Origin of the sequence: Aeromicrobium sp. 50.2.37 (assembly GCF_024655735.1) — a bacterium.
Lineage (GTDB): Bacteria > Actinomycetota > Actinomycetes > Propionibacteriales > Nocardioidaceae > Aeromicrobium.
In genome coordinates, this window is record NZ_JANLGG010000006.1 from 50,243 (window position 1) to 70,815 (window position 20,573).

The 20,573-nt window shown below is 69.1% G+C and carries 17 protein-coding genes and 1 tRNA gene; 8 read left to right on the plus strand and 10 right to left on the minus strand.

Annotation, left to right across the window (positions count from 1 at the left end):
• The first annotated feature begins 208 nt into the window (after positions 1-208).
• From NUV38_RS04800 to NUV38_RS04820, 5 genes are all read left to right on the plus strand, one after another.
• Complete coding sequence (locus tag NUV38_RS04800) at positions 209-1,117, plus strand: ABC transporter permease (RefSeq protein WP_257728020.1); 909 nt, start codon at positions 209-211, stop codon at positions 1,115-1,117.
• Complete coding sequence (locus NUV38_RS04805) at positions 1,114-1,911, plus strand: ABC transporter permease (protein WP_257728021.1); 798 nt, start codon at positions 1,114-1,116, stop codon at positions 1,909-1,911. Before NUV38_RS04800 ends, NUV38_RS04805 begins: the two co-directional genes overlap by 4 nt.
• Before the next feature lie 6 nt (positions 1,912-1,917).
• Positions 1,918-3,003, plus strand: a complete 1,086-nt coding sequence (locus NUV38_RS04810) for an ABC transporter ATP-binding protein (RefSeq protein ID WP_257728022.1) — start codon at positions 1,918-1,920, stop codon at positions 3,001-3,003.
• A 205-nt stretch (positions 3,004-3,208) separates the two neighbouring features.
• Positions 3,209-4,273 carry an extracellular solute-binding protein gene (locus tag NUV38_RS04815; RefSeq protein ID WP_257728023.1) on the plus strand — a complete coding sequence of 355 codons (1,065 nt, stop codon included), beginning with the start codon at positions 3,209-3,211 and terminating at the stop codon, positions 4,271-4,273.
• Positions 4,274-4,401: 128 nt separating this feature from the next.
• Complete coding sequence (locus NUV38_RS04820) at positions 4,402-5,979, plus strand: AMP-binding protein (protein WP_257728024.1); 1,578 nt, start codon at positions 4,402-4,404, stop codon at positions 5,977-5,979.
• 12 nt (positions 5,980-5,991) lie between these two features.
• Here NUV38_RS04820 and NUV38_RS04825 read toward each other — a convergent pair whose 3' ends face one another.
• Complete coding sequence (locus tag NUV38_RS04825) at positions 5,992-6,432, minus strand: thioesterase family protein (RefSeq protein WP_257728025.1); 441 nt, start codon at positions 6,430-6,432, stop codon at positions 5,992-5,994.
• A 222-nt stretch (positions 6,433-6,654) separates the two neighbouring features.
• On the opposite strand from NUV38_RS04825, the gene NUV38_RS04830 reads away from it, so the two are divergent.
• On the plus strand, positions 6,655-7,953 hold the full coding sequence (locus tag NUV38_RS04830; RefSeq protein WP_257728026.1) for an NAD(P)/FAD-dependent oxidoreductase: 1,299 nt from the start codon (positions 6,655-6,657) through the stop codon (positions 7,951-7,953).
• Complete coding sequence (locus NUV38_RS04835; protein ID WP_257728027.1) at positions 7,950-9,239, plus strand: NAD(P)/FAD-dependent oxidoreductase; 1,290 nt, start codon at positions 7,950-7,952, stop codon at positions 9,237-9,239. The genes NUV38_RS04830 and NUV38_RS04835 overlap by 4 nt, the downstream gene beginning before the upstream one ends.
• 130 nt (positions 9,240-9,369) lie before the next feature.
• Here the strand turns inward: NUV38_RS04835 and NUV38_RS04840 are convergent, their stop codons facing one another.
• The 6 genes from NUV38_RS04840 to NUV38_RS04865 form a co-directional block, all read right to left on the minus strand.
• Positions 9,370-10,545, minus strand: coding sequence for an aspartate aminotransferase family protein (locus NUV38_RS04840; RefSeq protein WP_257728028.1), 1,176 nt, complete (start codon positions 10,543-10,545; stop codon positions 9,370-9,372).
• A 98-nt stretch (positions 10,546-10,643) separates the two neighbouring features.
• Entirely contained in the window at positions 10,644-11,756 is a 1,113-nt protein-coding gene (locus NUV38_RS04845; RefSeq protein WP_257728029.1) for a Zn-dependent alcohol dehydrogenase, read from the minus strand.
• Positions 11,757-11,826: 70 nt separating this feature from the next.
• The gene (locus NUV38_RS04850) at positions 11,827-12,522 is read right to left on the minus strand and encodes a hypothetical protein (protein WP_257728030.1); all 696 of its coding nucleotides are present in this window, start codon (positions 12,520-12,522) and stop codon (positions 11,827-11,829) included.
• Entirely contained in the window at positions 12,519-13,910 is a 1,392-nt protein-coding gene (locus NUV38_RS04855; protein WP_257728031.1) for a flavin monoamine oxidase family protein, read from the minus strand. The genes NUV38_RS04850 and NUV38_RS04855 overlap by 4 nt, the downstream gene beginning before the upstream one ends.
• Positions 13,894-14,817: an alpha/beta fold hydrolase gene (locus tag NUV38_RS04860; protein ID WP_257728032.1), complete on the minus strand. Its 924-nt coding sequence runs from the start codon at positions 14,815-14,817 to the stop codon at positions 13,894-13,896. Before NUV38_RS04860 ends, NUV38_RS04855 begins: the two co-directional genes overlap by 17 nt.
• Complete coding sequence (locus tag NUV38_RS04865; protein WP_257728033.1) at positions 14,810-16,339, minus strand: NAD(P)/FAD-dependent oxidoreductase; 1,530 nt, start codon at positions 16,337-16,339, stop codon at positions 14,810-14,812. The genes NUV38_RS04860 and NUV38_RS04865 overlap by 8 nt, the downstream gene beginning before the upstream one ends.
• A gap of 166 nt (positions 16,340-16,505) precedes the next feature.
• Between NUV38_RS04865 and NUV38_RS04870 the strand changes: the two genes are divergently transcribed.
• Positions 16,506-17,732, plus strand: coding sequence for a CdaR family transcriptional regulator (locus NUV38_RS04870; RefSeq protein WP_257728034.1), 1,227 nt, complete (start codon positions 16,506-16,508; stop codon positions 17,730-17,732).
• A gap of 61 nt (positions 17,733-17,793) precedes the next feature.
• On the opposite strand, the gene NUV38_RS04875 is transcribed toward NUV38_RS04870, so the two are convergent.
• From NUV38_RS04875 to NUV38_RS04885, 3 genes are all read right to left on the minus strand, one after another.
• A tRNA-Lys gene (locus NUV38_RS04875) sits at positions 17,794-17,866 on the minus strand.
• A gap of 245 nt (positions 17,867-18,111) precedes the next feature.
• Positions 18,112-19,293 carry a helix-turn-helix domain-containing protein gene (locus tag NUV38_RS04880; RefSeq protein WP_257728035.1) on the minus strand — a complete coding sequence of 394 codons (1,182 nt, stop codon included), beginning with the start codon at positions 19,291-19,293 and terminating at the stop codon, positions 18,112-18,114.
• A 162-nt stretch (positions 19,294-19,455) separates the two neighbouring features.
• Positions 19,456-20,454: a hypothetical protein gene (locus tag NUV38_RS04885; RefSeq protein WP_257728036.1), complete on the minus strand. Its 999-nt coding sequence runs from the start codon at positions 20,452-20,454 to the stop codon at positions 19,456-19,458.
• Between the last annotated feature and the right edge of the window lie 119 nt (positions 20,455-20,573).

Sequence of the window (20,573 nt, forward strand, 5' to 3'; positions counted from 1 at the left end):
CCAGTCGGGCGTACTTGCGACCCGATCCCCGCCCCTGGTCGCGCGTCTCCGCAACACGAGACTGTGCACGACCGGCGCGTGGATCCGGAGGATCCCCCACCTGGGCTGACTGCTGGTGCATGGAGGAGTGGGCCACGTCACTCGGATCTACGGTGCTGCTACCACGACCGCTCCCCACGGGAGACGACGAGACGAAGCGAGGAGCTCGATGGCGGACCGACCCCCTCGGCAGACCGTCCCGGTCGACGACGGCGGCAGGCGCAGCGCACGCCGGGTACCCAGCACCGGAGCCCTGCTCATCGTCGTCCCCCTGGTCTTCGTCGCAGCGGTCTTCGTCTACCCCTTGGCGCAGATGGTGTGGCTGAGCTTCACCGACTTCCGAGGCGGAGGCCCGACCGGGTTCTGGGACAACTACGCCTGGTTCCTCGGGAACGGCACGCAGGTGGGGATCCTGCGACGCACGTTCGGGGTCGCGGCACTGGTCACCGTCGCCTGCCTGGCGCTCGGCTTCCCCTACGCCTACCTGATGACGCTCGTGAGTCCGCGCACCCGGCTCGTGATGATCGCCTTCGTGCTCCTGCCGTTCTGGTCCAACCTGGTGGTGCGGACCTTCGCCTGGGTCGTGCTGCTGCGTGACTCCGGGCCCGTGCCGTCGCTCCTGCGCTCCGTGGGCATCGACGTCAGCCTGCTGGGGACCACGGCCGGCGTCACCATCGGAGCCGCCCAGGTCCTCCTGCCCTTCCTCATCCTGCCGCTGTACGCCGGGCTCTCTGGCATCGATCGCCGCCTCCTCGATGCAGCGCAGAGTCTGGGAGCCCGGCCGTCCACGGCCTTCGCCCGGATCTACCTGCCCCTGGCGGTTCCGGGCATTCTCGCCGGCACGTCCGTCGTGTTCATCCTGACGCTCGGCTTCTACTTCACGCCAGCGCTGCTCGGCAGTCCTGGAAACAGTCTCGTGTCCCAGCAGATCGCGAACCAGGTGAGTGAGCTGCTGGCGTTCGGCCGCGGAGGTGCGATGGCCATGGTGGTCCTCGTCGCGACCCTGGTCGCCATGGGACTCGTGGCACTGGCCACTCGTCGCTACACACGCGCTCTCGGGGCGGGGACACCGCGATGAACCGTTTCACCTGGACACCCGGCCGGGTGCTGCTGGTCCTCACCGCGGTCCTGACCGGCCTCATCCTCCTGGGACCCACCCTGATCGTCATCCCGCTCAGCTTCACGGGCGAGAGGAGCTTCGGCTTCCCGCCGGAGTCGTGGTCGATGCAGTGGTACTCGAACTTCTTCACCAACCCGGCCTGGACCTCGGCGACGATCTACTCGGTCCGGATCGCGGTGCTCGTGACCGTCCTTGCGACCGGCCTCGGCACGGCGGCAGCCGTCTCCCTGTCGAACGCACTCGGACGCTGGGCGACACCGGCCAGAGCCTTCCTGCTGCTCCCGATGATCGTGCCCGGCGTGATCACCGCCATCGGCATCTACTACGTGTTCCTCCAGGTCGGGCTGACGCAGGCGTACTGGGGCTTCGTGCTGGCCCATACGGTGCTGGCCATCCCCTTCGTCGTCGTCGCGGTCTCGGCCTCGCTCCAAGGCCTCGACCGACGTCTCGTCAATGCGGCCCTCAGCCTGGGGGCGAACCCGTGGGCGGCGTTCCGGCAGGTGACGATCCCGATCATCGCCCCGGGCGTCCTGACCGGCGCTCTGTTCGCGTTCCTCACGTCCTTCGACGAGGCCATCGTGTCGCTCTTCCTCGCCGGGCCCTTCTCGAAGACGTTGCCGATCCAGATCTTCCAGAGCGTGACGGCGGAGGTGGACCCCACGATCGCGGCGGCGTCGACCATGCTGCTCGTGGTCACCACGGTCTTCATCGTCACGCTCGGCGTCCTCACTCGCTCACAGAACAGGCGGTAGCAGCACATGTCGAACCACGGCATCGGTGTGACGATCACAGGCCTCACGAAGCGGTACGGAGCTGTCACGGCGCTCGACGGTGTGGACCTCACGATCGCACCCGGGGAGTTCATCACGCTTCTTGGGCCGAGCGGGTCCGGAAAGACCACGACGCTCAACGCCATCGCCGGCTTCGTCGAGCCCGATGCCGGCTCCATCCTGCTGGGTGACCGACCGCTCGACGGCGTCCCGACCTGGAAGAGGGACATCGGTGTCGTCTTCCAGCACTACGCGCTGTTCCCGCACATGAAGGTCGACGCGAACGTGGCGTTCCCCCTGAAGCAACGGGGCCTCTCGAAGCGCGAGACCGCCCGCGCCGTCTCCGAGGTCCTCGAGGTCGTCGGACTGAGCCACCTCGCCGACCGCTACCCCCGTGAGCTCTCGGGCGGTCAGCAGCAGCGGGTCGCGCTGGCACGCGCGCTGGTGTTCGGGCCGAAGCTGCTGCTGCTGGACGAGCCCCTCGGAGCCCTGGACAAGCGACTACGCGAGGGACTGCAGCTCGAGATCAAGAGGATCCACCGGGAGTCCGGGGTGACGTTCGTCTTCGTCACTCACGACCAGGAGGAGGCCCTCGTGATGTCGGACCGGATCGCCGTCTTCAACGAGGGACGCATCGAGCAGGTCGCTCCCGTCGAGGAGCTCTACCGGAGCCCGGCGACGCTGTTCGCGGCGCAGTTCCTCGGGGACTCCAACGTGCTTCGCGGCACCGTCGCCCACCACGACGGGCAGGACGTTCTCGTGAACGACGGGGGGATGGTGCGACTCCCGGCGAGCCACGCCCTCAGCCAGGATGCGACGGCGGCGGTCGTCGTGCGGCCGGAGGACCTGAGGGTGCGTGTCCGGAAGGACGACGCGCTCGGTGGGATGGACGAGCGTCCCGGCACGGTCACCGAGGTGATCTACCTCGGGGGACGACGCAGGATCGTGCTGGACGTGGCCGGCGACCAGTTCGTCGCTGAGCAGATGAACGGGGTGGGGTCCCTCTCGCCGGGCGACGCCGTGGTGGCCTCCTGGGACGTGGGTGCGGCCTCGGCGGTGCCGACGGACGACTGACACGTCCTCCCACGAGGTCGCTCGAGCACGGCTCGGGCGACCTCTTCGTTGTGTTCGGGCGAGCTCCGGGACCGAGGCTTCGATGATCGATCCCCCACCCGGGTGCGTTGCGATCTCCGCGCCGTGCTGGTGACGGACATCTCACTAGCGTCAGCGGCGTCGGCGTGGGGGCGTCGAGGACTCGTCCCGTGAATGGAGCTGAAAGATGAAGTGGAAGCGTGTGACCGGCCTGGTGGCACTCGTCTCGTGCGTCGGCCTCGTGGCTGCTGCCTGCGGCAGTGACTCCGGTGGAGGATCGGACCTGAAGGACCAGCGCCTGGTGTTCGTCAACTTCGGTGGGCAGAGCCTCGAGGCGGCCAAGCTCGGGTGGCTCGAGCCGTTCAGCAAGGAGACGGGTGTCCAGTTCGCCCAGGACAGCCCCACCGACAGCGCGAAGATCAAGGCGATGGTCGAGAGCGGCAAGACGACGTGGGACGTCGTGCACAACGACATCGCCTCGGGCGGCAGTCAGTGCGGCACGCTGTACGAGAAGCGCCCGGCCGACTTCGACATGAGCGAGGTCATGGAGGAGTACGTCACCGACGACTGCGGCGTGCCCATCACGCGCCAGGCCGTGGCGCTGCTCTACAACAAGGAGATCTTCGGCGACGACCCGCCGACGTCGACCACGGACTTCATGGACACGGCGAAGTTCCCGGGCAAGCGACTGGTCTTCAACTACCCGGTGGGATCGGCCGAGCCGCTCCTGATGGCCGACGGCGCGGCGCCCGACGAGATCTTCCCGATCGACTGGGACCGCGTCACGGGCATCTTCGATCGTCTCGGCAGCGATCTCGAGCCGAAGGACTCGCTCGCACAGATGAGCGAGACGGTGGAGTCCGGCGACTACGCCATGTGCCTCTGCTACGTCGGCCGCTTCGCGAGCGCCTCGGACTCCGCGCAGGAGAAGATCGGTCTCGTCTGGGACAAGACGTACCTCGCCTGGGACGCCGCCTACGCGGTGAAGGGGTCGCAGGCTCCGGAGGCGCAGATGGAGTTCCTCCAGTTCCTCGCCACGAACGACGGGCAGAAGGGCTTCTCGAAGTACCTCGCCTACAGCCCCACGACGACTGAGGGGTTGAAGGAGGACGACGTCTCCGAGCTGTTCAGGGGGTACCTGCCTGACTTCAACGAGGACAAGATCACGGACACCTACGTCCTCGATCCCGGCTACTGGACGAAGAACATCGACCAGGCCATGGAGGCGTGGACGGAAGCGACCGCCGGCTAGCCAGAGGGCCGCAGGCCGGTGTCCACCCGCGGGTGGACACCGGCCTCTCTCATGCCCCGGATCCCCTCGTCGGGGGTCATTCGGCCTCGGTCGACGAGCATCCGGGCCCGCTGCGCGATCCTCGGAGGGTGAACATCGACCTCGACCCGACCGAGACTCCCCTGCGCGACCTTCGGGCAGCAGCCACCTCCGATCCGGACCGGACCTTCATCGACATCGCCGGAGCGACCCTCAGCTACGGCGAGCTGTGGGACGAGACCAGGCGCGCCGCAGCCGGGCTTCGGGACGCGGGACTGCGGCCCGGCGACCGAGCAGTGATCATGGCGCCGAACAGCATCGAGGTACTGGTCGCGTGGTTCGCGGTGCAGCTGGTCGGTGCGGTCGACGCGCCCGTGTCCGTCGAGGCGCCAGGGCCTTACCTCGCGCACGTCCTGGGGGACCTCGAGGCTCGCGTCGCCTTCGGGACCCCCGAGACGCTCGAGGTGCTCCGCGCCGCCGCGCCCACGGAGCTCGAGCTGCTCGTCGCGGTCGACGAGCCTGCTGGTTCGACCCGTGCTGGCGACCTGGGCTCCACGACGCTGCGGGACCTCGTCGCGGCGGCCGGCCACGAACCGGACGAGCTGGAACCGCCGCAGGCGGCAGAGCTCGGCACGATCATGTACTCCTCGGGCACCACGGGTCCCTCGAAGGGTGTGATGCTGTCGCACGGCTACTACTCGACGCTGGCACGCGTCCACGCGACGTTCGCTCGCCTGTCGAGAGGAGCGCGGATCTACTGCACCCAGCCGTTGTGCCACATCGACGCCCGCTCCGCGGTGATCGATGCCCTGCACCTTCGGGGACAGATCGTCCTCGGGACCCGCTTCAGCGCCAGTGGCTTCTGGGACGAGGTGGAGAAGAACGACATCGACGTGTTCTTCTACGTCGGCACGATGATCCATCTGATCTTCAAGCAGCCGATCCGTGCTGGCGCCCCCACTCGTCGACGCGTCGGGCTGGGCTCGGCCACCCCTGCGTCCATCCACCGAGAGTTCGAGCGCCGCTTCGACGTCGATCTGGTCGAGGGCTACGGCATGACCGAGTTCGGCATCATGGCGGGCCAGACTCCTGGACGCGCGCTGCCGGGCACCGTCGGCGAGGTGGTCGACTGGGTGGAGGCTCGCATCGTCGACAGCAGCGACCAGGACGTCGAGGACGGTCAGTCCGGCGAGCTACTCGTGCGACCGCGCGCCCAGCACCTCCACATGCTTGGCTACTGGCGCAGGCCGGAGGCGACGGTGGAGGCCTGGCGCGGTCTGTGGTTCCACACCGGAGACGTCCTTCGTCGTCAGCCCAATGGCGCCCTGGAGTACGTCGGCCGGACGAAGGACTCCATCAGGCGCCGTGGTGAGAACGTCTCCGCCTGGGAGGTCGAGGAAGCGGCAGCACGCCACCCCGGGGTGTTGGAGGCCGCCGCCATCGGTGTTCCCTCGGAGCTCGGTGAGGAGGACGTCGCCCTGGTCGTGGTGGCGAGTCCTGGGATCGCTTTGGACGTGCGGGAGCTGCGCGAGCGGATGTCGGACGACCTGCCGCGCTACGCGCTTCCGCGCTACGTCGACGTCGTGTCCGAGCTGCCGAAGACGCCGTCGGAACGCGTCGCCAAGGGCGCTGTGCGCGAGCGAGGTCTCAGCGCGGGAGCGGTCGACCTCGAGCCGCGGCGGACCTGACCGTCCGGCGGCTCAGCCGCGGCGTCGATCCAGTGCCTCGCGTGCAGGTCGGCTGAGCGGTGCCTTGCTCCGGGCCTCGCGGTCCCAGACGACGTACCGCATGGACGAGTAGGCGCAGCCGATGCCCTCGGAGTCGGCGATCACCGCATGGAGTCCGAACGACGTCCTCCCGACGAGCCAGGTAGCGACGCTGACGAGCACGGGCGACGTCTCCAGGACGATCTCGTGGCGATACGTCACGTGAGTCTCGGCCACGACGAAGTCAGGTGCCGCGGACCCCCACAGCGAGTCGAGGAAGGCCACCGCGGCCTCCTCGAAGGCCACGGGATAGTGGACCGCGGTCATGTGTCCGAGCTCGTCGATGCTCGACTCCGGCACGGTGTAGCTGCACGTCCACCACGACTCCACGTCGTCGGGGAAGGTGAAGCGGGTGGACGGTGTGGTGGGTGGCATGCGCGGATCGTAGGTGGGGTCCCGCAGGGCTCGCGATGCATCGCGACGAGTCGTGCCCACCTGGGTGATGGGGGACGATGCGGTCGCGATCCCCCAGACGGGCGTCAACGGGAACGGCGCGGGTCGCGCGGTCGCTCGTCGCGTTCTAATCGATCCCAGGGAGTGGATCACTCCCATCGATCGCACCGGAGGTGGACCGTGCAGTTCCTCGAGGATGCGCCCGTGCTGGTGGTCGGAGCCGGACTTGCCGGCCTGACCGCGGCATGGCGCTTGCGGCTGGCAGGCCGGGAGGTCGTCGTCCTGGAGGCGGCGGACAGGATCGGCGGCCGGACCATCCAGTCCACCGCGCAGTGGGCCGAAGGTCAGTACGCCGAGCTCGGCGGAGAGCTGGTCGACGCCGGCTACCACGCCTTCCGAGGTCTGTGCGCCGAGCTGGGCGTCGAGCTCTTCGAACCTCAGGTCTACGGCGTGCGCGAGCCGGAGGACCTGTCGGTCATGGAGGCGTACCTGCGCGTCGGCACCTTCGTCGTCGACGGCCGGGTCCTCGACGAGCGCGACCGCTCGGCGGTCGGTGCCGAGCTGCGCACCGCCGCCCGTGAGTCCGCTCCGCACGCGGGCGAGATCGTGGAGCAGTGGATACGACGCGCCTCGCTCTCGAGCGACGCCGCCGGCGTGACTAGGGCCGTCGCGCGGATGCTCACCCAGCTCGACCCTTGGGACTGCGACGTCCACTACGTCCTGGGTCCGCAGTCAGGCCAGTTCCAGCGGGTCCGCGGTGGAACGCAGTCGTTGACGAGCGCACTCGCCAAGGACCTCGACGTCCGACTCGGCGATGCAGTCGTCCGCATCGAGCGTGGCCGCACCGTCAGGGTGACGACGGCATCCGGCGTGGAGCACGTCGGCTCTGACGTCGTGTGTGCCGTCGGACCCTTCGCCGTGTCCACGATCGGCTTCGACCCGCCGCTCTCGGACGAGCGCGTCATGACGGCGACCTCCCTGCTTCCGGCGATGGGCGGCAAGGTCGTCGCTCAGTACGAGGAGGGAGACGCAGTTCGCGAGGCTTTCAGCAGGCTCGTGTACACCGACGGTGTCATCAACGCAGCGTGGGTGACCTCCCCTGAGGTGGCGAGCGGACCCGCCATCGTGACGTCCTTCTTCTCGGGCGCCGAGCGCAACCTGATGACCAGGCCCGACGCCGCGTTCGGCACGCTCGACGAGCTGGTCGAGCGCGTCTGCGGCGCCCAGCTCACCAGGACCCAGGGCGACATCAAGAACTGGTGGGCCGATCCGCTCCACCTCGGCGTGACCGTCGCTCCGGCCGAAGGAGCTCGGGGGACCGTCGCCGGGATCCTCGGCGGGGAGGAGCTCGTGTCGCACTTCGCCGGCGACTACACGGATGCGCCGATGTCAGGGACCTTGGAGGGCGCGGTCCGATCGGGGCTCCGTGTCGCCGAGGAGGTCCTGAGGGGCTCGCCCTCGTTCCACACCGACCACGTGACGGAAAGGCTGTCGATCTCATGACCACGGCGATCATCGGTGCTGGGCTCGCAGGAGTCTTCGCAGCGCGACGACTTCGCGAAGCCGGCGAGGACGTGTACGTCCTCGAGGCCACCGAGTACCTCGGCGGGCGCACACGCGGCGACCGGGAGGCGTTGAAGCACGGTGCCATCGGCGATCTTGGCGCCTCGTGGCTGGACCGGGGCCAGGACCGTCTGTTGAGCTTCTGCCTCGAGAACGACATCAAGCTCGGGGCGCAGGTGGCGATGTACCCGAAGGGACCCGGCCCTCGGTACAGCGGAGCATCGATCCTGCTCGGCAACGTCGTGGTCGGCGGTGCGCCTTTGGCCACCGACGCACGACAGCGCCTCGCCGCCCAGGTGCAGGACGCACTCGACTCGCAGCCGCCAGGCCTGGCCGAAACCGTCCTCGCCTGGGCGCGCCGCGTGGGGCTGCCGCCAGACGCCTTCGACGCCTACACGATGCAGACCGGCTTCAACCCGGTCCAGCGACCGGGGATGACCTCCTCCTGGCACGTGCACCCCGGCGACATCGGCCGAATCTGCTGGTTGCTGGACGGGAGCACCGACGTGCTGGCGCACCGGGCGGCGGAGGGTCTCGACATCTCCTACCGCGAGCCGGTGCGGCTGGTCTCCCGTGGCCCGGGTGGTTACCGACTCCTCACGGACCGCGGTGAGCACCGCGCGGACGACGTGATCATCACGTCCTCGGTCAACGCCACGCGGCGCATCGGGTTCGACCCGGTGCTGCCGTCCTGGAAGCTCGAGGCGCTCCTGCAGTCGCCCATGACGCAAGGTGGCAAGGTGATCGGCCAGTACGAGGACGGCCGCCGCATCATCGACGCCGCTGGGCCGTCTACCTTGACCGACACGGACGCCGCGATGTTCTGGTACAAGCCCACCGGGCAGGACACCGTCACCGTCCTCGGCTGCATGCCCGACTCCGGCAACGGTCTGCTGGACGACGAGGCGGCGGCGCTGACGCTGCTGGACTCGCAGGTCGAGGCCGCGGCTGGATTCACGCCGAAGCGCATCGCAGGACTGGTGCACAACTGGACGAGCCAGGAGTTCTTCGGGGGCGTGGTCAGCTCGCAGACCGGCGGCGCGGCGCGTCGGGAGGTCATGGCGGCCTCGGTCGGCGGCCTGCACTTCGCGGGAGAGGCGACCGGAACGCGTTGGGCCACGGCGATGGAGGGGGCGGTGCGGTCGGGTGAGCGCGCTGCGGACACCGTGCTGGGCAAGCGACGCGCCCTGCGAGGTGTCGTGGCTCCCGCCGTGGCCCTGGGCTGAGTCCCGGTCCGCCTCGTGCCGGTGATGCGGGTCGGCGTCGGCGCGCTGCTCGAGGCGACCCACCGATGACGGTGTGGTGCTCCGGGCTCCGGGAGGGCCGGCCACTCTCGGCGGCCCCGCCCGGAGGACGTCAGGCCCCGGGGGGAAGCACGTGCGCGAGTGCGTCGGCCGTGGCTTCGATGTCCGACCGCGTGTGTGCCGTGCTGAGGAAGACCTTTCCCGACGGCATGAAGAGGTTCGCCCGCCCGAGCATCCCCTCGAGGATCGACGGCCACGAGCCGCCCGTGCCATGCAAGCCGGTGCAGTCGGCCGCCGGGACGTACTGCAGCAACGACCCGATGCGACGGAAGGTCCCGGCACCGGGTCGAGCGCGCAGGACGCCGCCGACCAGGTCGTCGAAGCACCTGCCGTTGCGCTCCAGGGTCTTGTGGACCGTGCCGTCGGACAGCGCGTCCATCGTGGCCTCGACGGCGGCCAGGGCGACCGGGTTGCCGTTGAAGGTGCCGGCGTGCACCACTCCGCGCGAGACCTGGTCGACGAGCTCGGCCCTGCCCACCACGGCGCTCTGCGTGAAGCCACCGGCCATCGCCTTGCCGAACACCGAGAGGTCGGGGCTCACGCCGTATCGCTCCGCGGCCCCGCCGCGAGCGATGCGGAAGCCCGCGATGACCTCGTCGAAGACGAGCACGACACCGTGGCGGTCGCAGGACGTGCGCAGCGTGGTCAGGAACTCCTGCGACGGCGTCTGCACGCCGGCGTTGCTCATCACCGGATCGACGAGCACCGCGGCGATGTCGCGCTCGGCCGCCTCGGCGAGGAGCTGCTGCGTCAGTGCGACGTCGTTGAAGCGGCCGACCACCAGGTCGTCGAGCACGCTGCGTGACTGGCCTCTTCCACCGGGCAGCGCCGTTGCGCCCACCTCCTCCGACGACATGCCGGCGTACACCGTGTCGTGCCAGCCGTGGTAGCTCGTGGCGAACTTGAGCACGCGATGTCGTCCGGTGGCCGCTCGCGCGAGACGCAGCGCCACCTGGACCGCCTCGGTGCCGGTGTTGCTCCAGAGGAGGCGTTCGCCGTGGGGCACCGCGTCGAGAACCGCTTCCGCCGCGAGGTACTCCAGCGCATGACCCGTGCCGACGACCTGCATCCGCCGGCCGACGTCCACCGCTGGACCCAGGACTCGGGGGTCGCCATGGCCCAGGAGAAGGGGCCCCCACGCCATCACGTAGTCCGTGTACCGGTCGCCGTCCAGGTCCCACACGTAGGCTCCGCGTGCCTCCTGCACGTACAGCGGGTGCGGACGCATGGCTGCTCTCAGACCCGATGCGACGCCTCCTCCGACGCTCGCGCGAGAGCGCTCGAACGCGAGGCGTGATGACTCCAGGCCCATCGTCGTCCCTCGCCTCAGTACCGGATGACCGAGCGGATGCCGCGGCCACGCCGCATCTCGGCGAACCCCTCGTTGACGTCGTCGAGCGAGATCACGCCGGTCACGAGCGAGTCCAGGTCGATCCGGTCGTGCATGTAGTGATCCACGAGCAGTGGGAAGTCGACGTCGGGACGGCTGGAGCCGTAGTTCGAGCCGATGAGTGACAGCTCCTGGTCCGACATCACGAACGGATCGATCGTGATCGTCACGCCGTCGGGGACCTGCCCCGCGACGACGGCGGTGCCGCCGCGGGCGAGAGCGCCGTACGCCGCCTCGATCGTGCGAGGGAGGCCGATCGCCTCGATGGAGACGCTCACGCCCCGCCCGCCGGTGAGTCGGGCCACGGCACCGGGAAGGTCCTCATCGACACTGTTGACCGTGTCGGTCGCACCGAAGGTGCGAGCCTGGTCGAGCTTGGCTGCCGAGACGTCGACGGCGATGATCTGTCGGGCGCCGACGAGTCGTGCGCCCTGGATCGCGTTGAGCCCGACACCTCCGCAGCCGATCACCAGGACGGAGTCGTGGGGCTGGACGCGGGCGGTGTTGACGCTGGCTCCCACACCCGTGGCGACCGCGCAGCCGACCAAGGCGGCCTGCTCGAAGGGTGCGTCCTGGCGGACGGCAATGGCGGCCGACTCCGGCACCATCGTGTACTCGCCGAACGTGCCCAGTCCGGCGAAGCTCAACACGTCCTCCTCGCCGGCGGTCACCCGTGAGCGGCCGTCGAACGACAGGTGGTTGGCAGACGTCTCGCTGGCCTTGTCGCACAGCACCGGACGCCCGGTGATGCAGTAGGCGCACCGTCGACACGACGGCGTCCAGGACAGCACCACGTGGTCGCCCGGCTGCACCGACGTGACGCCTTCGCCCACGCGCTCGACGACACCGGCACCCTCGTGTCCCAGGATCATCGGCGCCGGCGCCTCCCACTCGCCCACCATCACGTGGAGGTCGCTGTGGCACAGGCCGCTCGAACGGAGCCGGACGAGGACGTCGCCGGGCGGAGGCGTCGACGGGAGGGTCACGGTCTCCACGACGAGCGGCTCGTTCGGAGCTCGGTAGACGGCGGCGCGGAAGTCGATGGTCATGAGTCCTCCTCGGACGTGGTCCGGGCGGCCCTGCTTCGAGCCGTGGCAGCGCCTTCCCCCGGGTGGAGGCTCACGCCGTCGTTCCCGTCCTGCGGACCGGGGCCTTCATCCCGGTCGTCGCCTCCTGGTGCGCGTGCAGGGCGCGGTACGCGCGGAAGTACACGAAGCCCTGTGTTCCCCACGTCGCGAGGGCGGCTGCATAGAAGTACGTACGGTCCTGGTCGTCGAACGGCAGGGGGAAGAAGTCGTACGTCAGGGCGATCGTCGTTGCAGCTGCGGTGACGACGACCGTCGAGACGGCCAGCGCCGTCGCGCCGATGCTCCAGAGCCGTCGTGCGAGGTACAGCAGGAAGACCGTGGTCAGCAGGTTCATGACCAGGAAGAACGTGGCCGGCCCGGCATGGAACGCGCCGTCGGCGAACTGGCGCAAGTAGAGGCCTCCCGCTGTCGCGAGCCCGAACGCGCCGATCTCGACCGCTCGCGGCGGCTTGTACCGGTGAGTGACGGCCATGAGACCCAGCACGAGGATCAACGTGATGCCGAACGACCGTGAGAACGCGTCGAGGAAGTACGCGAGCTTGTACAGGACGCTGTCGTCGCGCGCACCCAGCAGCGACCAGAGGAGGAAGTTCGTGCCGGACGTGGCCACGATCATCCACTCCAGGCCGAGCAGGTGGTTCCCGTAGGTGCGAAGGAACCGGAGTCCGTAGACGAACCCGACGCCGATCATCCAGACGTCGGCCAGGAGGAAGAGGACGACCTTCATCGCACGGCCTCCACGGGGGACTTCTGCGGGAGCAGGGCCGCGACGCGCTCGGCAGCACGCTGTCCCGTCAGCACGGCACCGTTCATGCAACCGGCCCATTCGCCCGCAGTCTCGGTCCCGGCCCAGTGGACGCGACCGTGCGTCTCGGTCAGTGCGGGTCCGTACGTGGTCGTTGCGTAGGGCGCGACAGCGGGGTTGGGCCCGCCTGGGGCGAACGACTCCGCCGACCAGCAGTGATCCACGTAGTCGATCGGGTTGCGGGCGCGCTCCCCGAAGAGGTCGACGAGCTGGTCGATCACACGGTCGTGACGGGTCCGCGCGTCGAGCGCGTCGAAGACTCGGGGGTCGCAGAACGCCATCAGGATCCCGGGACCGGACGCCTTCGGGGAGACGTCGAAGGTGATGAACACGGCACCGGTGTCGGTGACGGCTTCGCCGGAGCAGCCGTCGTGCCGCCAGAAGGGAGTGTCGTAGGCGACGAACGCCTTGCTGAGGTTGCCCAGCCGCCACGTCCGCGAGAGGCCCTCCATCCTCTCGGGGAGCGGCGGGTCGAACTCGATGGCGGCGCGGTGCGAGGGGGCCGTGGTCACGATCGCGTACGAGGCCCGGATCGTCTCCGACACCGAGGACACGCTGACCCCGTCCTGGTGCTGCGTGATCCGGTCGACCGGCCGCCCCAGCACGACGTCCGAGCCGAGGCGCTCGGCGACACGGAGGGCGATCTCCTGGGTGGTCTCGACGTAGCGGTGCTGCTGCTGACCGCCCTCGACGTCGAGCATGTGGTCGACGCCGCCGGCCGCACGGATGTACCGCAGGGCGTGCAGCATCGAGACGTCACCTGGGGGGCTGCCCCACTGGACCTTGCTGACGATGGCCATCAGGGCTCGCGTGGCCGACAAGGCGTGCTTCTTGTCGAGCCACTCGCCGAAGGAGACCGAGTCGAGCTCGCGAGCACGCGGCGAGGACCAGGCAGCCTCGACGTCGATCGAGTCGACCAGCGTGTTCAACGCCGCCTGGATGCGTGCCATGTCGAGCAGCGCGGCGGGAGAGACCTTGGGGATGGTGTTCCCGTAGGTGCGACGCCTGCCGCTCATCCAGAGCACGTTCTTGCCTTCGGCGAACTGCTCCGTGGTGGTGCATCCGACGCGTTCGGCAAGACTGCGGACTGCTGTGTGGCGCGGGGAGACCCAGGTGGCTCCGAAGTCGACCTTCACGCCGGCGACCTCGCCGGAGAGCGAGCGCCCCCCGACGCGGTCGCGACCCTCGAGCACGCGGACGGTCCGGCCCAGGGACACGAGGCGCTCGGCCGCGCTCAGGCCGGCGAACCCGGCACCGACGACGACGACGTCGACGTCGACGTCGTTGCTGCTGTCAGGCGATCTCGACATGGCTTCCTCCTTCGCCCACGCTGTTCGCGTGCTGCGCTATGTACTGCGTGATCGGGTCGGTGAGTGCCTCGGGGAGGTGATGTCCCATCCCGGGGATGACGACGTGCTGCGCGGTGCGGATCGCGGTGACGGTGGCGGTCCCTCCGCTGGGGGCGACCATGAGGTCCCGGTCTCCGTTGATGACCAACGTCGGAGCCTCGATCCGGGCGAGCCGCGCTGTCCGGTCGCCCGACGCGTGGATGGCCTGGATCTGCCGAGCAACGCCTGCGGCGGGGTCCCCAGCGGCGCGGTCCCACGCTTGGGCGGCGATCGCGGCCTCGACCGCGTCGTCGATGGGGTACCCGGTACCGGCGATGTGCCGGGTGATCCTCAAGTGGGCGCGAACCGCGTCCGTCCGGTTCCTCGCGGCGGGTCCGGCCAGGAGGCGCATCGTGGACAGAGCCGGCTGCCCGACCTTGCGGTCGCCGGTCGTCGAGTAGATGGAGGTCAGGGAGAGGACCCTCGTCGGGTTCGACGCCGCGACGGTCTGCGCGATCATGCCACCCATGGACCGGCCGACGACGTGAGCCGCCGGGATGCGGAGGTGGTTTAGCAGCGCGACGCAGTCGCGGGCCATCGCAACCAAGGAGTAGGCGTCGTCCCTCGGCTTCGCCAGGAGCTGGCGCCAGAGTGCCGGCGGGGGAGTGCGGTCGAACGTCGAGCGACCGACGTCCCGGTTGTCCATCCGGATGACGCGGAACCCGAGTGAGACGAGGGAGCGCACGAAGCCATCGCCCCAGGAGGTGAGGTCCTCGCCGAGTCCGGCGACGAGGAGAACGGCCGGGTCGTGCGCGTCGCCGCTGTCACGGAAGCAGATCTCGATGCCGGAGGAGAGCCGGGCGACCTGGTCCGGGTCGTGCTCACGCATGGTGGAGCCGGCCGGTCTGCTCGGAGGCGTCCCGGCGCGAGGTGCCGAAGTGCAGGTGCTCGTCCGCGACGGGGCCGCGCAGAGCCTTGGCGTCCTCGGTGTAGGCCATGGCCATGCGCCAGGGGGCGGTGACACCCTGCTGAGGCAGGATCCGTTCGGCACGCCTCGCGTACCCGGCCTGGAGATCCATGACGGGTCGGCGTTCCATGCCGTCCTCGGGGACGGGGACGACCTGGTCGGATCCGTGACGGTCCATGTGGCGCACCAGATCGATGAAGTAGCGACATATCAGGCTGACCTTCAACGTCCAGGACGACGTGGTGTAGCCGATGGCCATCGCCCAGTTGGGGATGCCGCTCAGGAGCATCCCTCGGTAGGCGACCGACTGGCCGACGTCGACCTTCGCGCCGTCGACGACGATCGGCATCCCGTCGAAGAGCCTCATGTTCAGACCGGTCGCCGTGACGATGACGTCGGCGGGGATCTCCTCGCCGGACTCGAGGACGACGCCCTCGGCGCTGAACCGATGGATGGCCCCGGTGGCGACGGACGCCGTGCCCTCCCTGATGGACGCGAAGAAGTCGCCGTCCGGCGCCAGGCACAGGCGCTGGTCCCAGGGGTCGTACGGGGGATTGAAGTGCTTGTCCACGTCGAAGTGCTTGGGAAGGCGCTTGACGTTCTCGTGGCGGATCAGTGCGCGGCCCGCCTTCGGGAACGTGCGCAGCCCCTTGACGACCGCTCGATCGATCCAGATGTTCTTGAAGCGCGTCGCCGCGTAGCCGCGTCGCGGGCCCAGCAGTCGGGTGAGCCGCAGGGCCATCGTGTCCGTGCGGGGGAGGGCCATCACGTAGGTCGGGGTCCGCTGCAGCATGGTGACGTGCGCGGCGGCGCCCGGACCGGAGACCAGCGAGGGAACGAGAGTGATGGCGGTCGCGCCGCTGCCGATGACGACGACCTTCTTGCCGGCGTAGTCGAGCGAATCGGGCCAGTGCTGCGGGTGGACGATCTCGCCCTGGAAGTCCTCCCGGCCCGCGAAGTCGGGGGCGAAGCCCTGGTCGTAGCGGTAGTACCCGGTCGCGGCGAAGACCCACCGCGTCCGGATCGTCGTGGTCCTGGTCCCGCCGTCTGCGTCGGTGGCCTCGACCGTCAGGGTCCACCGCGCGTCGTCGGAGGACCACTCCGCCTCGACGACACGGTGCCGCAGACGGATCGCGCGCGCGAGGTCGTTCTCGGCGACCGTCTCCCGGAGGTACTCACGGATCAGGGGCGCGTCGGCGATCGCCGCCTCGTGCCGCCAGGGCTTGAACTCGTACCCGAAGGTGTGCAGGTCGGAGTCGGAGCGGATGCCGGGGTAGCGGAAGAGGTCCCATGTGCCTCCGATGCTGTCGCGCGCCTCGAGGACGACCAGCGACTTGGCAGGAAGCTCTCGACCGAAGTAGGTCGCCGCACCGATGCCGGAGATCCCGGCGCCGATGATGACGATGTCGAATTCCTCCGTGGCTTCCAGCACCTGGGCAGTCATGATCGGCAGCTCCTGGTCGTCGTGGTGGGTGAGATCTCACCCTCGCCGGGGACGTGGACGTGGAACAACGACAGGAGGCACTGGCTTGGTCGCGCCGTGGTGCACGGTGCACCGTCTCGCCCTCGAGGTCGCGTCGGGGCGATCGGCGTGGGCGCACACTGTGTCCATGCAGGAGTTGTGGCCGGAGCCGAGCCCGCAGGTGGCCGAGGTGATCCGTGCGGTGTGCCAACGCCTCCTGCTCGAGTCGGACGCGCTGGTGGAGGCGCTGCACGGGCCGGCGTTGCTGGCACAGAACGACCCCGCGCTCCTCGCCGACCCCTCGCTGGTCGAGGAGGACAGGCTCATGGACCGGTCCGACCTCCTGCAGTGGTTGACCTCGAACGTCCAGCGTCCGGGACGGCGCGTGGAGCCCTACGTCGGTCCGAGGGCGGCGGCCTACATCAGCGATCTGGTCTCGCGGGGCATCGCGCCGGACTTCGTGGAGGGGTGGCGAGCCGGCCTGGGCATCGGCTGGCGCCGCTGGTTGGAGGAGTGCGCAGCTCACTGCGCAGACCGTGAGCTGCTCGTGGAGGTGCTCGACGTGTCCGGCACGTCCCTCGTGCAGTACGCGATGGACTCGATCTCCGCCCTGCGGGAGGCCAACCTCGGTGCGGCGAAGGGTCATGCGGATGCCGAGGCGATCTCTCTCATCCAGATGATCGCCAACGGCGCCCCGCTCGCCGACGACTTCGCGGAGTCGCGCCTCAACTACCGGATGGCGAGGTGGCACCTCGGATTGGTGATGTGGGTCGATGAGCAGGACCAGGTGGACACGTTGGAGGCGACCGTCACATCGTTGCGGTCCGGCCTCCAGCACCGCGGTTTCCTGGTGGCGAGGGCCAGCGCCACGTCGCGGTGGGTGTGGGTCTCGGAGACCGAGGCTCCCGACGTCCGCCGCGTGGCCACGCTCCTCCCGTCCTCCGGCCCGGTCCGCGTGTCCGCAGGCCGGACGGGGAGGAGTCTCGACGGCTTCCGGTCCAGCCACCTGGACGCGCTGGCCGGGCAGTCGCTCCTCATGCGTCTCGGGTCGCGGCAGGCCTTCACGGAGTACGCCGACGTCGAGCTGATCGACAGCCTCACCCGGGACCGTGACAGTGCACGCCGCTTCGTCAGGAACACGCTCGGGCCGCTCGCGGACGCCGACGACGAGCTCCAGCGTTCGCTCCTCGTCTACCTGCAGTCGGGGTTCAACACGACCCGAGCGGCGGCTCGGCTCTACGCCCACCGCAACACCGTGGAGCGCCGCGTGACCCGCGCGAACGAGCTGTCGCGGGTGAAGGTCGAGGACAATCCGACGTACGTGGCCGCGGCACTGATGGTTCTCGACCTCGCCCCGGACCTGCTCGGTACGTGACGGCGCGGGGCGCTCGGACACGCCGTCGATCGTGCGCCACGCGGAGGGGAGGCCCGGTCGGTAGGCCCCGTGGGACTCGAACCCACAACCCGCGGATTAAAAGTCCGCTGCTCTGCCAGTTGAGCTAGAGGCCCGGGACATGGGGACTTTAATCCGGAGAACCTTCCGGAGAATGGCCCATGTTCCTGCGGACCATCGTAGTCAGTGACCCTGTCGCTGCTGTCACTCCACGGGAGAACCCTCGGGAGAACGCGCGTGTGATTCACGGTCCGACCTGACAAGGTCGGACCGTGCTCGGTCGACCCTCGATGCGCAACCATGCACGGCGGAGCTCGGCCGGTGAGTCAGCCGGTCGTCGCCGGTGGGCTGATGGCCGCCTTCACCTCTGGCATCTCCGCGATCCGCAGGCTGCGGACGAACGACCTACGAGTCGGCTGGTGACCTCCCACGGAGCCGAGAGAACCTCCGCTGTCGAAGCCTGGGTCGTCCGGAGGTACTCGAGCGAGTCAGCGCCTACGACGACCTCGCCCATTCCCCAGCCGCGCCCGTGGAGGTGGGCGGGGAGTCCGGCGATCCCCTCGGCGAGGACTGCGAACCGCCATAGGCCGCCGTAAGAGGCGTGTTCGGAGATCTTGCCGGCGATGTCGACGGTCTGGCGGGTGATGGTGGTCAGGGCCGACTCCAGCAGCACCTCCTGGCCATCGCGGAGGTGGTCGCTGAGACGTCCCATGGCGATACGCAGGGTCCCCTCGTCGGACATCTCGACCTCGAGGAACTGCTCGTAGAGGCGACGTTCCGGGTCGATCGTGCGATCGGACCGGAGGTTGGTGGTCATCGCCGCACCGTCTTGACGACGTTGGAACTCGGCGGCGCCGCTAACCGATGGCGGGAACTCGCCCGGGAGCTGCGCGGCAGTCGCGCCGGCGCGGACAAGGCCGCTCAAGCTCGAGTGGGCCTCGGGTCCGTCCGTGACGTCAAGCAGCATCTCTCGGCGTGGAGTGACCGGCACCGCGAGGACGTAGAGGTGAGCGTTGCGACGGATGTCGGCGGGGACCGGGTCGCGACGCGCGTACGCTCTGACCGCGTCACGAACCTCGTCCTCACCGGCTGCGAGTTGGGCGTGCAAGCGCCGCACCTCGACGTCGGAGAGACGGACTCGCTTCTTGTCGCCGCGACCGAGGTAGGCGCCGTCGACCATGTGCGGTGCCGACGCGGATGCTGGTATGTGCACGAGCACGTAGCCGCGCGTGGGATCGCTGGACGACTGGATGACGGTGGTCGTCACGAAGAGCGGGGCGTCCACAGTCGAGCCGGCGACCTGTTCGATCCGCTCGGGCAGGCCTTCAAGGACGACCGGCGCCAGGACCGGCGGTCCATCGGGAACCTCGTCCACGCCGATGACGAGAGTGCCGGAGTCGATGGCGAACTGGGCCAGGTCGCGAGCGAGCTCTTTGTTTGCGGCACGTCCTGCTTCGACCTCGCGCTTGAGGTCGAGGTAGTGCGACTCTTCAAGACGACCATCGGCGATCGCGGTCGAGAGCTCATCCTCGGACGCGGGCACCCATCGGAGTCGGCCTGGGAGTTCAGTCATGGTGCCATCGTCCCGCAGACGTGCGTCAAGACGGCGGAACTGATCCGCGCTGCCGATGGCGAAGCCGCCGCACCCGGAGCGCGACGGAGTGTCGTCGTCCGGTGGGTGCGGCGGCTTCGGATCGTGGGTGCGTCAGAAGTCGAGATCCCGCGGCTTCCTCTTCTCGTTGCGCTCGCGCTGGCGAACGGGGTTGAGGCGCTGACGCGTGATCCCGTAGTGGTTCGCCACCGAGGAGCGGCCGGAAACTTGGAGCGCTTCCGTCACCCCGAAGTAGGTCTCGGTGTACGTGGACCTCCAGGTGCTAACGGAGGAGGCGGTGGTGTCCGGCTGCTTGAGGCCGAGAACTTCTCGCTGGCGGTCGAGGATGCCACTCGCGCTGGCAGCCTGCGCCGCGTAGGTCACGGACTTCCGAGGCCTGTAGGTGAGGGGTGCGGACGGGTCGTCGACTGGAAGATCGGTGACGAACTCGCGCAGGAGGTGTGCTTGGAAGTCGTCCAAGCGCAGGACGCGCTCGGCCACCCCGACCTCCAACCCTGGGGCCCAGAGCATCGGCTCCTCACCAAGTACTGCGTCGGAGCGTCGCATCATGGTGGTCTCCCCAGGGACCATGCCGGCGTCGCACTGGGAGTAGACGGCGGCGGCTCGGCGTCCGTGCTTGCCGCCGACCTCCGACAGGATGAGCGCCCACACGCGGTGCAGGACGATCTCGTCGTCGACGTTCGGGCGGCTGAGGCCAGCGCTTCGAGGCTTGAGGGCTGGCACTTCGGCGCACACCGACTCAGCGATCGCCTTGGTGAAGTCGCCGCGTGAGCCGACCAGCACGCTCGCGAGCAGAAGGTTGCGGGCGCGGTGGGCGACGTCAGCGTCTTCGCGGGCGAGGTACTGGTTGACCTGTGTTCGGGGCAGGTGCGCGACGGCACCGATGAGGGCGGAGGCGTTGTCGACGATCTGACGGTTCGTGATCCACCCGATCTCGACGGCCCGGCGCTTGAGCTGGTCGAGGGTGTCGTGCACGGTCTTGCGGGAGTGCTCCGGGATGATGCCGAGCTTCTGATCGAGGTCGAGCAGGTCGGTCACCGAGCTCTTGAAGTCGTAGGCGTTCAGGTCGGCCTTGGCGGGGGTCTTCTTCATGGTTCTCTTCCGTCCGGTTGGTGGCACCGGTGTTGATGCCGTGCGGGACGGTGAGTCGCGAAGAGGATTAAGCAATCGCGCACATGGTGAGAAACGAAAGACGCCCGCACTCGCCCTCG

Coding starts and splice junctions, on each gene's coding strand:
- NUV38_RS04805 (WP_257728021.1), top strand. CDS start 1,114: ATGAACCGTTTCACCTGGACACCCGGCCGGGTGCTGCTGGTCCTCACC.
- NUV38_RS04825 (WP_257728025.1), bottom strand. CDS start 6,432: ATGCCACCCACCACACCGTCCACCCGCTTCACCTTCCCCGACGACGTG.
- NUV38_RS04850 (WP_257728030.1), bottom strand. CDS start 12,522: ATGAAGGTCGTCCTCTTCCTCCTGGCCGACGTCTGGATGATCGGCGTC.
- NUV38_RS04835 (WP_257728027.1), top strand. CDS start 7,950: ATGACCACGGCGATCATCGGTGCTGGGCTCGCAGGAGTCTTCGCAGCG.
- NUV38_RS04815 (WP_257728023.1), top strand. CDS start 3,209: ATGAAGTGGAAGCGTGTGACCGGCCTGGTGGCACTCGTCTCGTGCGTC.
- NUV38_RS04885 (WP_257728036.1), bottom strand. CDS start 20,454: ATGAAGAAGACCCCCGCCAAGGCCGACCTGAACGCCTACGACTTCAAG.
- NUV38_RS04800 (WP_257728020.1), top strand. CDS start 209: ATGGCGGACCGACCCCCTCGGCAGACCGTCCCGGTCGACGACGGCGGC.
- NUV38_RS04845 (WP_257728029.1), bottom strand. CDS start 11,756: ATGACCATCGACTTCCGCGCCGCCGTCTACCGAGCTCCGAACGAGCCG.
- NUV38_RS04840 (WP_257728028.1), bottom strand. CDS start 10,545: ATGCGTCCGCACCCGCTGTACGTGCAGGAGGCACGCGGAGCCTACGTG.
- NUV38_RS04855 (WP_257728031.1), bottom strand. CDS start 13,910: ATGTCGAGATCGCCTGACAGCAGCAACGACGTCGACGTCGACGTCGTC.
- NUV38_RS04860 (WP_257728032.1), bottom strand. CDS start 14,817: ATGCGTGAGCACGACCCGGACCAGGTCGCCCGGCTCTCCTCCGGCATC.
- NUV38_RS04870 (WP_257728034.1), top strand. CDS start 16,506: ATGCAGGAGTTGTGGCCGGAGCCGAGCCCGCAGGTGGCCGAGGTGATC.
- NUV38_RS04865 (WP_257728033.1), bottom strand. CDS start 16,339: ATGACTGCCCAGGTGCTGGAAGCCACGGAGGAATTCGACATCGTCATC.
- NUV38_RS04810 (WP_257728022.1), top strand. CDS start 1,918: ATGTCGAACCACGGCATCGGTGTGACGATCACAGGCCTCACGAAGCGG.